At 39.6% G+C, this 13456-nt stretch carries 13 protein-coding genes; 5 read left to right on the top strand and 8 right to left on the bottom strand.

Going from position 1 to position 13456, the window contains the following annotated elements; all coding sequences use genetic code 11:
* The coding region (locus ABF638_RS33345) for an NACHT domain-containing protein (RefSeq protein ID WP_435027095.1) at positions 1-2790 on the bottom strand (2790 nt) is incomplete at its 3' end.
* Positions 2791-3007: 217 nt separating this feature from the next.
* Here ABF638_RS33345 and ABF638_RS33350 point away from each other — a divergent pair.
* Positions 3008-3571 carry a hypothetical protein gene (locus ABF638_RS33350; protein ID WP_435027096.1) on the top strand — a complete coding sequence of 188 codons (564 nt, stop codon included), beginning with the start codon at positions 3008-3010 and terminating at the stop codon, positions 3569-3571.
* A gap of 382 nt (positions 3572-3953) precedes the next feature.
* On the opposite strand, the gene ABF638_RS33355 is transcribed toward ABF638_RS33350, so the two are convergent.
* The gene (locus ABF638_RS33355; RefSeq protein WP_435027097.1) at positions 3954-5420 is read right to left on the bottom strand and encodes a radical SAM protein; all 1467 of its coding nucleotides are present in this window, start codon (positions 5418-5420) and stop codon (positions 3954-3956) included.
* A gap of 226 nt (positions 5421-5646) precedes the next feature.
* A complete protein-coding gene (locus tag ABF638_RS33360; protein WP_435027098.1) occupies positions 5647-5877 on the bottom strand; it encodes a hypothetical protein in 231 nt (76 codons plus the stop codon).
* A gap of 664 nt (positions 5878-6541) precedes the next feature.
* Between ABF638_RS33360 and ABF638_RS33365 the strand changes: the two genes are divergently transcribed.
* The 3 genes from ABF638_RS33365 (at position 6542) to ABF638_RS33375 (ending at position 8443) form a co-directional block, all read left to right on the top strand.
* Positions 6542-6898, top strand: a complete 357-nt coding sequence (locus ABF638_RS33365) for a hypothetical protein (protein WP_435027099.1) — start codon at positions 6542-6544, stop codon at positions 6896-6898.
* A gap of 556 nt (positions 6899-7454) precedes the next feature.
* Positions 7455-7844, top strand: coding sequence for a hypothetical protein (locus ABF638_RS33370; RefSeq protein WP_435027100.1), 390 nt, complete (start codon positions 7455-7457; stop codon positions 7842-7844).
* A gap of 245 nt (positions 7845-8089) precedes the next feature.
* Positions 8090-8443 carry a hypothetical protein gene (locus tag ABF638_RS33375; protein WP_435027101.1) on the top strand — a complete coding sequence of 118 codons (354 nt, stop codon included), beginning with the start codon at positions 8090-8092 and terminating at the stop codon, positions 8441-8443.
* 418 nt (positions 8444-8861) lie between these two features.
* Here ABF638_RS33375 and ABF638_RS33380 read toward each other — a convergent pair whose 3' ends face one another.
* The 4 genes from ABF638_RS33380 to ABF638_RS33395 form a co-directional block, all read right to left on the bottom strand.
* Positions 8862-8993, bottom strand: a complete 132-nt coding sequence (locus ABF638_RS33380; protein ID WP_435027102.1) for a hypothetical protein — start codon at positions 8991-8993, stop codon at positions 8862-8864.
* Positions 8994-9128: a hypothetical protein gene (locus ABF638_RS33385; protein ID WP_435027103.1), complete on the bottom strand. Its 135-nt coding sequence runs from the start codon at positions 9126-9128 to the stop codon at positions 8994-8996.
* 167 nt (positions 9129-9295) lie between these two features.
* Complete coding sequence (locus tag ABF638_RS33390; RefSeq protein ID WP_435027104.1) at positions 9296-10441, bottom strand: relaxase/mobilization nuclease domain-containing protein; 1146 nt, start codon at positions 10439-10441, stop codon at positions 9296-9298.
* Entirely contained in the window at positions 10419-10871 is a 453-nt protein-coding gene (locus ABF638_RS33395) for a plasmid mobilization protein (RefSeq protein WP_435027105.1), read from the bottom strand. Before ABF638_RS33395 ends, ABF638_RS33390 begins: the two co-directional genes overlap by 23 nt.
* Before the next feature lie 502 nt (positions 10872-11373).
* On the opposite strand from ABF638_RS33395, the gene ABF638_RS33400 reads away from it, so the two are divergent.
* A complete protein-coding gene (locus ABF638_RS33400) occupies positions 11374-11937 on the top strand; it encodes a hypothetical protein (RefSeq protein WP_435027106.1) in 564 nt (187 codons plus the stop codon).
* 164 nt (positions 11938-12101) lie between these two features.
* Here ABF638_RS33400 and ABF638_RS33405 read toward each other — a convergent pair.
* Positions 12102-13456, bottom strand: a 1355-nt coding sequence (locus tag ABF638_RS33405) for a hypothetical protein (protein WP_435027107.1), incomplete at its 5' end; no start/stop codon positions are given.

The raw sequence follows: 13456 nt of genomic DNA on the forward strand, positions 1-13456 counted from the left end.
AGAGGTACGTACTATCTCGCTTTCATCATGGAATTGGGACAGGAGCGCTTCGATTACCTTTTCTGAGACATTACTCAAGTTGCCCAATGCCCCAGAAATAGAGGTACGCACCCTTTCGCTCTCATCGTGGAGAAGAGACAAGAGTGTTTCGACTGCCTTTTGCGAGATGTTGTCCAAATTACCCAATAATCTAGCAGCAGAACTACGTACTTTATCGCTCTTATCCTGGAGTTGGAGCAGCAGTACTTTTTCTGCATTTTCCGAGATTTTTCCCCATCTGTTCAATGATCTAACAGCTAATAAACGCACTATCTCGCTTTGATCCTGGAGAAGAGACAGGAGTGCTTCGACTACCTTTTCCGAGGTGTTGTCTAAATTACCTAATGATCTAACAGCTAATAAACGCACCTTTTCGTTCTCATCATGGAGTCGGGACAGAAGTGCTTCGACTACCTTTTCCGAGGTGTTGCTCCATCTGCCTAATACTGTAACAGCAGACAAACGCACCTCAACACTCTCATCCTGGAGAAGGAACAGTAATTCTGCTAATGCCTCCTCTTTTTTACCCAACACTAGTTGATATTCTTGTAATCGCACTTTATCTATCAAATCTGCTGATTCTTGTAATATTTGCCACACTTGAGAGTGAAACCTAGTTTCACTCAGACTGCAAATATTTTGAAAAACTTGAGATTTAATTTTGTAACCTACCTTTTGATAATCACTAACTTCTAACTTAACTAATTTATCTAATATATCTTTAATCAAATGAGCATCAGATAATTCTATATCTTCTGCTAAACAACTACTTACAAAGAAAAGGTTGCGATGCAGCCATTGTTCATAAGGAGTATCTTGTTTAAAGATTTCCTCAATAACTTTTTTCGGGTTATTACGTTTTTGTTGAGCTACTAAAAGCAGTAAGACCTCTCGCCAGTGGGAATTATGTAAGTGTTCTCGAATATGCTCCAGCACTACCTCAAAGCTTTCCTCTTGGCGAATACGTATTTCTTGAGACGTAAGGTATTCCTGAAATGTTTTGTGGACAAAGGCATATCTATCCTGACCTTGTTCATTCAATAACCCACTACGCTCTCTAATATGATTAATAAAGCGTATTGCTTCAGCTTTAGCTCGATGTTTAGGAATTTGTTTTTGATAATCAAATTCAGTAATGTATTCGCTTAATTGTGTAACTAATTCATCTTTATCTATCAGTGTGCCACCTTCTTTGTCACCAGTCTTTCCCTGTGTATGAATCCAGTAACCTATGCGTTGCATCAATGCTTCTATATCATCCCAGCGAATATACTCCATATTCCAAGAATTAATACGTTTTCCTTTATCCCAGTTAATCAGTAGCGTATCTACTGCTTGTTTATAAAGTTTATGTCGCTGCTTTGGAAGATGTGCTTCATAGCGATTAATCAGTGCTATTATTGTTAATAACAATGGGTTACGTGCTAATAGCTTGATTCGTTTTTGTTCCTCTAATGCTTTCATTAAAGTTTGTTGGCGATGTTCTGCTTCATCAATGTCTTGGCATCGGCTTTCATACCACTGCTTGATAAATAGCTTAATTTGACTATCATCAAATTTTTTTAGACTATAGTGTGGGAACTCTTCTGTGCGAAAGAATTCCCGATTATAACCCGCTGGACGAGAAGTAATAATCGCTATGTTTTGAGAATATTGCCCTAAAAAGCTTTCAATTTTTTTAACAAATCCAAAACGTTCTTCAGGATTGGCAATCTCATCTAAACCATCAAGTAAAATCAATGATTTTCCCTGTTCCAGCCAATACTCAAAGAAACCCTGCGGTAAATTTTTAACATGTATACTGTTTGCAAAATGGCGTATATATTCTAAAATATTTACTTCTGAGTATCTAGCTAAGTCTCTAATTCTAATCAAAATTGGGATTAATTCTATATCAATTGGCAATCCGAGTTTTTCAGTCTGATTCTCACACACCATCACAGCAAAGTAACTCATTAAAGTTGTTTTACCAACTCCTGGTTCTCCTAGTAAAACGAATTTATGTGAAGTACTTTGTTTTAATAATTGGTGTGCTGAAAATTTATTGCCGCTATTTTGGTGTAGCAGTGCTATTTGTTGCTCCCTGAGCAATTCTCTCTGGCGCTGTTGGTTGACTGTCTCATCTTGGCCGAAACTTATAAGTGATTTAAGAAAACTTGTTTCTTTAATTTCTATTTCCTTTACTACATAAGGCATGACAAAAATTTGTGGTAGTTTTGCAGATTTTTCGTCTTCCTGCCCTTTTACTTTCAAACCAACAAATTCGACATGATCAAAGTAATTTGCTAATTGCTTGAAATAATCTAATTTAGCAATTTGAAATTTTAAATAAGTATTTGTTTGTTCAAAATAAGAATCTATAAACTTTTTAAGCCAGTTATCAATACTGTTATCAGGAAATTTTAAATTATGGTTTAGTGGTATTCCGTTTTTAAAAATTGCAATTAAAATCTCTATATCTGGAACTGTTTTATCTTTGAGAGGCTTTTGCAATTCTGCTTGAACTCCCGTATTTTTGAAAAACTGCTCTATAAGTTCTCTAGCAAGTTTTGGCTCACAATGATAAAACAGATGTCGATTATAAGGTTGAGTAGTATCCCAAGCCTCAGCACATTTAATTCCAGCTTTCAGCGCTATCTCTAAGTCTGTAGGATTTAATTCACTATTGATTTTAGTAATCAGTTTTTTTGCAATTTCTGGAAAAATTACTTTCCCTACAGTACTCGCAATAGTCAATAATTCTACACTCATATTGTTTTACCACTTAGTTATTATAAATACTAACATTTTTTAATAAAGTGTGGTTTTCGCTTAAGCAAAATACAGTATAGGATGATCGTTTCTTACTTAAAGCTTAATTAACTGACTACAGGTATCAATTTGTAGTTGGTTTTGATACTCAGCACATCGCCAGTTGATATGATAAACTGTCCAGTGGACAAACTAGACACGTCCACTGGACACTCTTATGACAGTAGAAATTGACCCGTTCCCCGTTGCTGCACTCCTTGATAGGTACAGTCTTGGAAAACAGGCGGTTTACAACCGGATAGACGCGCTCGACATTAAGACATTCAAGCAGGGGAATAAGTCTTACATCACTGCATCGGATGTAGAATTGCTCGATCAGCTGCACGACCATATCAGCGCAGGGGGGAAAATGGATGATTTCAAATCCCCATTAGCTGAACTAGTGAGCAGTCCACTGGACAGACTAGACACGTCCAGTAGACTAGTGGACAGACTGGACACGACCACTGGACAACCAGACTTAGCACTGGGAGAGGTGGTTCAATTGGTGGAAGCGATCGCCCGTCACCTGCGACCCACCGAGCCACTACAGCACCTCAAGGCATTGGAAGAAGCTGCTGCGGCTGGCTGGCTGTTATCGTCTTCTGAAGTGGAGGGGCTGATTGGGTGTAAGCCCAGAGTGAAGAGTGGAGAGAGTCAGTTTACTCGTGGGTCGTTCAGTTTTGTGAGGTCTGGCAAGATTGGGAATCAGTCAGGCTGGAAGGTAGTAAGAGTCAATTAAGCAGTTAAGCAGTAATAATGTCTTTACTTATTTTTATTTTCCCAGATTGATTTAAAAGGGCTAAAAGTATATCTAAAATTTCAAGTACTGAAAGCTATTTATAACAATACTTTCAGGTAAGTTGGCACTTCCTAAAAGCTATCCTAACATTACCCCTTTCTGGAATATGTTGGGGTAAAAGTAGCGAGGATACTGTGGCGAACTTAATAATTCACCAAAAAGTGTGAGAATTGCAGGACAATGAAACCGGCAAAGGACGCAACTGGTCAAAACTGGTCGCCTGCTTCAAATTCCACACATAATCGCCAGTGAGATTGATATGCTCCCAACTGGACTTTAGACTAGTCTAAACTCCAGTAAGACTGTTAGTGAGGCATTTTACTCAAGGAGTAGTTAATCGTCTTCCAACCTCATTTACACAGTAGTCGATTTGATCTCGAATAGCCGTACAGGGTGCAGTTTTAGCATTTTTGAAAAGTCTCGGATATGAACATCCACCCATACATAATGGTAGTACCTTACATTCACTGCAATCGGAATAAGAAAAAGGGGAATAACCAAGCCAAGTTTTTTCAACATGATGATCGTAGATAGGCATCTCGTCGTGTACACTACCTATAGCTTCTTCAGGTTGTCCTGCGCTTCTCCAGCACCGATTAATGTATCCATCAGGATCTATAACAAACATGGCTCCTGTGGTAGCTGAGCAAAAATGCTTTTTCGGAGTTAGCTTTTTAATTAGCAATTTCCAACTCTCACAATTTCTTTCAAGTAGTTGCTGTTCAAAAATTGCGTATAGTTTTCTGTCTAGTGTGGCACTTCCTGAAGCATGGCAGGAGGTACAATTAGTATTGGTGTTTAAGGAGTTAACTTTTACTAATGAATTGTCTTTTGTAGCAAAGACAGGTTGTTCGGGTATTGAGTAATCTTGTGAGTCCTCATCATCGCTATCAACACGTGCGAAATAGTACGATCCAGCAAAACCCAACTCATTTAAAAAAGACTGAATCTTGTCAATATCCTTCTCATTTGTTGGAGAAACATTGATACGAATTGTAATTTTTAGAATATCTCTCGCATTTACTATATTTTGTAAAATAATTGATGGCATCCCTGATTGATTGAGAATGCCACGCTTGTTAGGATGTTTAAAAAAAAGAGAATCTAGTGAAATCTGAATCTCGGAAATTCCTACATTTTTCAACTCCTCGGCAACTTTTCGATTGAGCAAAGTTCCATTAGTAACCATTTCCAGCCGATGCAGCTTTCCGCCAGATGTCTTAATTAGCTCTCGTACTTGTTCAGAAAACCTAAGTACTATGGATTTTGCGAGAAGAGGTTCACCTCCATACCAGGTTATGAAAACATCTTTTCGACCCTGCTCTAGCAGATGTGAAATAAATCGCAAAGTAGCTACCTGTGTTTCTGAAGACCATATGCGGCTTACTCGATAGTCAGATTGGTAGCAATAATCGCAGGAAAAGTTACATGCAAGTGTTGGAGTAAGCGTTAACAGTACTAGGTTAGATTGCTGCCTAGCTTGGTTAAAGCGTTCATGTATCTGTACTTTCTCGTCACCAAAATGCAAAAAACCCATATGAATCAGTTCTTCAATCAGTTTTTCCTCATTTTGAACTGAATCAAGGGGACTGTTACCACGCAACATACGTGCTGCGTCGTCATTTAGGAGTGCAAATGTTCCCGTGCGAGCATTGTAACCCATCACTCCATCGGAACGATCAACAAAGTAATTGTAAGAAGATCTTAGTAACATGGCTAATGAAAATATTACATATTTGCTAACTATCTCAACAAAGCGAAATGAGGATTTTAGCAGTTTTAATACCAACTATGAACCGCTACAGTTTTGATTTTTTAATGGCTTTGGTGCTTAAATAAATCCTTACACTGTAATGCTTTTAGGATACCTCAACTACCCCAAATCCTCATAAATTGCCTTTTCAGAAGGTGTAAATCACTGAAACCCTTGCACTCGCAGTCTAGACAAGAGTTCCAGAATTTATAAATCACAAAGGCTTCCCCAGACTGACGAAAGAGGGTTATACTTCAATTCGTCAAAACTTTACCTTCAATCCATCACAACATGCCTCAATTGATTCAGCAGCTTCCACATTTGCAGCAGCAGGTTCCATAGTTGCTACAGCACGTTCCTCAATCGGCTGAATACTAACCAAGATTTTGTAATCGCCTTCAGGTAAATTACGATCAACTTTTGCTAGCAGAAGATTGTCATCACCGAGTTTAACAACTTTAATTGCATTGGATGATTGATGCGAACTAGTCATAATAAAATCTCACTAAATTGTCATACCAAAGACTGAGCATGGACTTCCCTGAAAAACCAGATGAAATTCTCACTAATATTTTTAACTAAAAAATAAGTGAATTGATTAATATCCTGCTTTCTCAAATACAAATGCAAAATTCTTTCAACTTTTAACTTTAAATTTTCATGGAATAATAACAGTTGAACCTCTAACTTAAGGTAGAAACTTATTTATAAATATTATGATGACTACTAGGTATTGAGCCGAGATACAAGTAAAAAGCAGCAAGATGGTCTGAAAAGACTTGCTGTGTATAAGTTTTAGTGTTTTTGAGGCGAAAGTAGGATTTTGCCTGGACATACTTGCAGTCTGAGGGTCAATAATTGCTTTTCGCCAACCACAGAGAATAGTAAATACTGTGTGGTAGGAGGCTAATGCTTTGGGCTGTAATCCATTGCATATAGGAGTTTCAGAGAATTTACGGCGAAAGAAATTCATCGTTCAACCTGTAAAACCTGTAAATAAAATTAATAAAAACTCTAGTTCTTGTAGCGATACATACCCAAGATTTACGCTCTCCTGCCAATTTTACTTAAAAATGCCTGAACCCTATACATAGCAAGAGTTTTTAGACCATCTTGCTGCTTTTTACTTGTATCTCGGCTCAATACCTAATATAGTTATGGCTTTCGCAGCTTTGTTATTATATCTTGTTAATTGGGATGTTCAATTGGCTATTTTAAAATTGATAGAAATTGTACAATATCCTACTCCTACAGATATAAATTATGGAAATATAATTGGTTTTAACCCTTTTTGCGATTTTGAAGTTTGGGCTACTATTGCGAAAGTTAGAGAAGTTATTAAGTATAGTAAAAATGGTTTTTATTATACTATTCAAATCGAAGCTATTGAAGCACGGTTAAAGCAAGAGTATGAAGAATGGAAATTAGAAATGCGAAAGTTAGCGAAGTTATTAAGTATAGTGAAAATGGATTTGATTATGATGCTCAAATTGAAGCTATTGAAGCACGGTTAAAGTAAGAGTATGAAGAATGGAAATTAGAAAATGCCTAATAAATAAAGGGCAAGCCGAGATACAGATCCCGGTTTGAAGAGATCAACTTCAAATATAGATTCAAACCAATGAATTGGAAAATTTATGAGCTATTTGCTGATGATAATAGGTGCAAGTAATAAATAAAAGTAAGAAAAAGTTTGATTGCCAAACTAAAAGGCTTGATTGATAAGGGTTTTGAGAGCCAATGCTGGGCATCCTTGTTGCGAGGTAATGGTTTTAATACAATATAGACGCTTTTTGTAATATCACTTCACAAAAAAAACTTTCAGCCTATTGATAGATAGTCATATCTATAAAAAGAAGCAAGAGCCACTTTGATGATAAAGATAACATTTACCTAAATCTGAATGATTATGGTGGATCTGACAGAGCAAAAACAATCGTTAAAAAGCCATATCTGATTAAGGTTTTACCGATTGTAGTAAAAAAGTTAGGTCAAATTTTTGCAATAAAATCTTCATCATCACCAAAAGTTGCCAAGAACCAAAAGTTAACCGCAAGTGACGAGGTAAGCATGGGCTACGGCATCAATGGTGTTTTCTGGAGCGGAACATATAGCACTTATTGGGGATCGCCCTCAGGTGAGTTCCGTGGCATCATAACGGTTGAAGGTGGACAAACAGGTCGGGTCGTGAGTAAATATACCAGTGCTCATGATAATGGTGAGGGCAAGATGACCGGAGAAGCCTTCATTGACGAGCAGGGACGATCAAAGTGGGTCGGTGAATGGAGACGCACGAGAGGAAACGCTGGCTTGCAACAGTTCAGACAATTCCAGTTAGTACTCTTTGGAGAGCCAGGACTGGCGGGAGTATCCGTCAAGTTCCTTGGGAATTGGTCTTACGGTAATGATGATCTAACATTTGGCAACCGTGGGATCTGGGCTGGTGAAGAGATTGTTTAGTAACCGTTGAGTACAAAGTGCTGTATTTGGCGCGTTGGTTGGATACGTCAGGTGTAGCGAACTGTAAACATCGAGGAATTCAGCCAAAATAAGCTTTTTCTCCATTTTGGGGTGATTCATAGCGATTTTATTTCTGTAACTCTTTCACAACAAACTTTTCAAGCTTTGCGTGGCGGTAAAATTTGTCTTCGCTACTTTTACCTCAGATAAGGAAACGTGTTCTGACCCCAACATAGGAGACACCAATGGCAGGAACATTTATCGATTCGCAAAACCTCGACATTAGTTGTCCAGGTACAGTCTTGGTCGGTCAATCCTCGGTAATATCTGGTAGAGCCTCATTTCGACTAGTCAACGAAACTGACACAGATGTGTTCTTCAACATCCTCGTTCACCTTACCGATACCGTGGGCTACCGCGCTGAACAGTCTCAAACTTTCCAAGTCGTTGTAGCGAATGGCGATCTGACGGATAGCTACTCCCTATTCATCAATGAAAATTACACAAATTCAGGATTGGTAACGGCAACGCTGAAAATCGAAATTACAGGAGCAGCCACTTTCTCTGATTCAGTTGAGTGTAATTTTAATGTAGTATGAGTGCGCTGCTATATCTGAAGCTTGGGCTAGTACTTTAAGTTGATGATAATAACTCATTCTAGTATGTTTAATTGGCACTAATTTCAGCGGCGTTGTTCCACCCAACACTAACTCAAGCAACTCTTAACAAATAGGCGGCGCAGCGGAGTGTCTGCCGCTGCCTGCGACGATAAAGGTAGCTCAACGAATGGATTTGTTGCAGTGGCAGACACCGCCTATTTGAGCGAAGCGGTTGAGAGTTGCGCCACCACCTAGCGGGAAAGACCTTTATTAGGTCTTCTTTTTTGTTGCTCTTGTTCTTCTATTATTTCTTGCAGTAGTTTCTCGCAATTATGCCAAAACTGAATGTCTTTTTTCTCTAATTTCCCTACATTAATTTCTGAATACTCAAGCTCACCTGACTGATTTTGGTTAACTGTCAGTTGATTAATTTCACTGCAACAGGTACAGCTATAGCTAAGAATTCTTGGTTAATTTGCTGTTCTTCTAAGAGTAAAATTTCTAGCTCATCCTGTGAAGATGCCAGTTGATTGTTAGCAATTAGTACCAATTATCTAGCTTCATCTTGTGTCCATCCGGCTGGACTAGCAAAGATAATTTCTTCAACTTCCTCGGCTGTTTTATCATCTTTGAGCGCCCGTATAGCAATTTCTTTATCTCGATAAGTCACTAATAACTTTTGCAATTCGGCGCTGTAATACTTATATAAATCGGCTGTTTGATTCGATTTTAGCTTTGGTTTCTCTGCGGCTAAATTTTGAGCTTTATTTTCAGCAATTGCAGCTAATAGGTGGTCAAATGGGGTTATACCTGCTTCGCTCTGCTGCCGATATTAAGAGAGTTTTCTGCTAATTATGGTAACGTTTTACTTAAGGTTGACTCAACTACTGACTGTGAAACAAAGTCAGAGATTGTATTTATGAGTTCTGAACTGGCTCGTTGTTCCTCATCTGATTTATCTGGGGTTAGCTGGTGTTTAGTTTCGGCTATAGTTTGAGCTTTTTTAGGTGATATGGTTGATATTAGCTGTTGATTAACTTGGTTATTATCTACAGATTCTAAGAAACTATTTAAATGTTTAATTTCGCTATCGTCCCGTGAGGGGTCATAATTTATCCCCAATTCTGTCTGAATCTTTGTAAAAGAACACTTATATTTATTGAGATTCCCTCCCTGTTTCCAGAGCAAGCGGGGGCTACTATCTTCATTAACTGAGCCAATATCAATATCAAACTTGATACCTCTTACCCCACCGTGACCGTAATAACTAACGACAGCTTTGACTTGATGCTCTCTCCATAATCGCTCAATTAGCTGGGGCATTGTGGGTTTATTTACTGCCACTTGCTCAATCGCCCGTCGCATTATTTCTTCGCCTGGAAGTCCATCGCGTTCGACTCGTTCCAGTTGATTACGAGTCATAGCCTTTTGCTTCCTCTCCCAACTGCTTTGGACTGGGGTTAGCTGAAATTCTCGCTCTAGCAGTCGGGCGGAGTGTTCCGAATGGGTGTAATTGTTCCAAGTGCGGATAGATTTACCATCTAGGTTATTAACTCTAGATGCAACAATGTGGGTGTGGTCGTGTTCTTTGTCTGAGTGCCGCGCTATAAAGAAGTCATAGGCTGGTAGTTCTGTTTCAATAAATTCATCAACTAGCTGTTTGAGTTTGGTGTCTGATATCCTTTTATCAGGTTGTATAACTTGGGATTCATCACCTTTTAGCTGCGACAGCACAATGACATTCGCAAAGTGACGTTGAGATAAATTAGCTAATTCGTCATCACTGAGAGTTATGTCAGTCTGAGGTACACTAAGCATTAGGTGATAGCATGGGTCTTTTAGTTGGGGGTTAAGGTGGGGTGATAGGGTAAACTGTTCTACCAGTTCATTGGTACTTCTCCCGTACATATTCCCGCCAATGATTTTGGCTTTCTCTTTCTCTATTACATATTTAGTAGTGCCACGAAATGATTTGTTAGCCTTGACTTTGGGAATCATTGCGCTGTCCCTCTACCGTAGGTTGAGTGAGTAATTGGCGAGTCTGTCCTAAAAGGACTGTCAATTCCTCAATAGTTTTCAGATATGATTTCACCTCCACCGTCAACGGTTGACTACCAATTTTCACAGCTTCGTTAATAGCCCTAGTCTGTTGATTCAGGTTGTTCCCAATCTTCTTTAACTCATAGATAGCCTGTCGGTTAACTTCGGGAATGACTAACTTAGGATGTGGTAAAGGGTAGTCAAATAATCTCGCTCTAATATAGTCGCTTTGCACGACTCCACTACACCGTCGCTCTAACCTAGCTTTCTCGGCATAGCTAGCCCTAAACGTGATAGTTACTTCTCGCTTCTCATCTGGTGCTACTGACCGATTGCTTAATGTGTCAGCTAGTTGATTACTAAGATTGGTGCGGGGGTCTGGCTGCATAACTAGTTAGGAGTTCATTTATCTGCTTCTTCATTTTTCACCGGGTTATTCGCTGTAGCTGCGTTAGGCGCGGAGCGCCGAGCAGGTAGGCGAATAACCCGGAACTCTCTTGACTTATTAACCCCTTGAAAAGACTTGTTTAAAGGGGGTTTGGGGGACACCCCCAACAAGCAAACACGCCGCTTTACCCGGAGGGTAAAGTAGCACGTAGTGCGTTACGGCGTATTGCTTGCCTACCCCTCACGACGGGCTAGGGTAAACCAGATCCAAGGGGCACAACGGGAGGCTGGGGGAGTACGAGACTTTGGCGAATCACGATTGACTCTGTGCAATAACCTCGGTGTAACCGAGGGCATGGTCTATTGGGCAATGCTGGCCATACTAGTGATACGAAGGATGTTGATTCATGGGTAACTGCTTTTTTAGACTAGTCTACCTCACGAGGATACAAACGATTTTCTGTTGATATTCGTCACATCACGATAAGAAACTTAAACTTTTGATGACCACGTTTTTTTTACAATGGAATAATTTATTACTAATGCTGAATATGTCGCGCAAACCGAAAGCTGTCCCTTTATCAAAAATCGAAGATATTCAAACCAGTCTTAAACAAAAAGCCGCGACTCCTAAAACTATCAGCCTGTCAGATTTGGTTCTCAGTTTGGCTAAACCTATTCAAGATATGTTAGACGCTGGCTATTCTTATGAAGATGTTTCTGATGTGTTTAAAGGTCATGGGGTAGAACTAGCGGCCAGTGGTCTGAAGAGTTTTCATAAGAAAGCTTTGACAACGGGTGCTAATACATCAGATGATAATTCGCTTGCTTCATCATCAGAATTAAATTCTGAATCATCTGCTCAATCCACCTCACAAGAGAATTCTAATGGTGATGGCTCGTCTAGTTCATTGCCCTCTACAAGTGAAAAATCTTCAGATTTAACAAATAAAACCACTAAGCGTAAGAAAGCAGCAGCTAAGGAGCAATCGGAGAAATCGTCACCAAATAGCCAATCAACTAGCTATGCTTTTGTACCAAAAATCTACAGTGAAGATGAAATATAAACGACTAACTGTAAAAGTATTTGAGAGAGAATATCGATAGCTAAGTCCAATTAATTCCTGACATAAGCAGTATTGGTTAAGGATAATCCAGCTATCCCTAACCAATACTGCTACTATTGTCCATCAAGATAAATAACACTAATTAAGGAGAATATAAAGGGGATTTAATCTGAAAAAGCAGTAAAGCCTGACTTCTCACTACCTTTCAATTGCTTGGATTCTATAAGTTGTGCAATCGCGCTCCTTAAATAGCGAACACTCCTTTTATCTTCACCCCACCTTCGGCTATTTCTAATCGCAGCAAAACTAACTGGTGTTGCAACGGCTGAAGTAACAATGTTTAAAATCAGATTTTTATCCACCTCAGAAATACTCAGTTCTTCTTCTAGCTCTGCAATTTCAACCTCTTGGGTAGGCTTTGAGAAAATAGACTCCAATTTATTAACTGCGTCATCTGGTGCAATTTTCTCCCCTCTGGGCATAACTGCTGGCTGGTGATGCTGCACCAGTTCCGGGAAAAATTTGAGTAATGTTCTAGCAGGATCTGGTTGACCATTTCCAGGGTGTAACTCTATCTTTAACCAGTCTGGAATCATGCCGAGATTGCCACCGCTAACAGGTTCAGCAAAGTTATTAGGGTTGGCTTTGAAATATTCGCCACTGGCAACATTAATTTTTCGCAATCCGCCAGCACTGACAGACTGAGCTACACAGCCAATAAAGTTAACTGATAGCTTAAAGGTGTCTGCCAGTCCTGCTGTGGCCTTGCCAACCACAGAAGTTAAGTTGGAGCCATGCAACACAATGATTAATGTACCGCCACACTTAGCGAAACGACTCAGCAGATATTGGATAGCCCAAGTGCGATCGCTCTCATCAAGTAGGGACAGCAAGCGCATCGCCTCATCAATCACTAACAGTAAGTTTTTGTGGGAGTAAGGTTCACTTGCATCTAAGCCTTTAAGAAATTTAAGCAAGTCACGGGCGACTAGTTTATCTGCACCGTCTGCATCTTTTTCGGGGTATTTAAGAGCAGAAATCAGATTGCAACTAAAGGGGTAAACGTCCACCCCGGCTGTAAAGTATTGGGTGTTTAATCCCGAATCTAAAGCTAGAGATAATGTTGCTAAGATTGCTGCTAAGGTTCCCTTACCACCTCGCTGAGTGCCAGCGATCGCTATCACCTGAGAACTCATCATGTCTTCTATTTGGAAACCACTTTTCGTTAAAGCCGCGATGAGTGCGTTTGCTCTATTCGCCAGAGGGAGATGAGTTATAGTCTCTGGTGAAAGCCCATTAGCTGATGGCTGTAACTCCTCCGGTCTAGAAGGATAAGCAGCTTGTTGGCTGTGATGAATATCTACTTGTGGTGATTGAAATTGCTTAATATCTACGGTTGGTGGTAACTGGGTTTGAGCCTGTGCGATGGCACTTATCTCTGACAGATTCACACGGCTGTCAATAGTCACATCCTGTAAATGGAGAGCCATACTTTGATAAGTCGGTAGCTGACGACCCT

The organism is Nostoc sp. CALU 1950, from assembly GCF_051172895.1.
Lineage (GTDB): Bacteria > Cyanobacteriota > Cyanobacteriia > Cyanobacteriales > Nostocaceae > Nostoc > Nostoc edaphicum_A.

What these genes read in the sequence shown, in the direction of transcription:
- ABF638_RS33370 (WP_435027100.1), top strand. Translation starts at nt 7,455, where the DNA reads ATGGGCTACGGCATCAATGGTGTTTTCTGGAGCGGAACATATAGCACT.
- ABF638_RS33350 (WP_435027096.1), top strand. Translation starts at nt 3,008, where the DNA reads ATGACAGTAGAAATTGACCCGTTCCCCGTTGCTGCACTCCTTGATAGG.
- ABF638_RS33395 (WP_435027105.1), bottom strand. Translation starts at nt 10,871, where the DNA reads ATGCAGCCAGACCCCCGCACCAATCTTAGTAATCAACTAGCTGACACA.
- ABF638_RS33400 (WP_435027106.1), top strand. Translation starts at nt 11,374, where the DNA reads ATGACCACGTTTTTTTTACAATGGAATAATTTATTACTAATGCTGAAT.
- ABF638_RS33390 (WP_435027104.1), bottom strand. Translation starts at nt 10,441, where the DNA reads ATGATTCCCAAAGTCAAGGCTAACAAATCATTTCGTGGCACTACTAAA.
- ABF638_RS33360 (WP_435027098.1), bottom strand. Translation starts at nt 5,877, where the DNA reads ATGACTAGTTCGCATCAATCATCCAATGCAATTAAAGTTGTTAAACTC.
- ABF638_RS33365 (WP_435027099.1), top strand. Translation starts at nt 6,542, where the DNA reads ATGGCTTTCGCAGCTTTGTTATTATATCTTGTTAATTGGGATGTTCAA.
- ABF638_RS33375 (WP_435027101.1), top strand. Translation starts at nt 8,090, where the DNA reads ATGGCAGGAACATTTATCGATTCGCAAAACCTCGACATTAGTTGTCCA.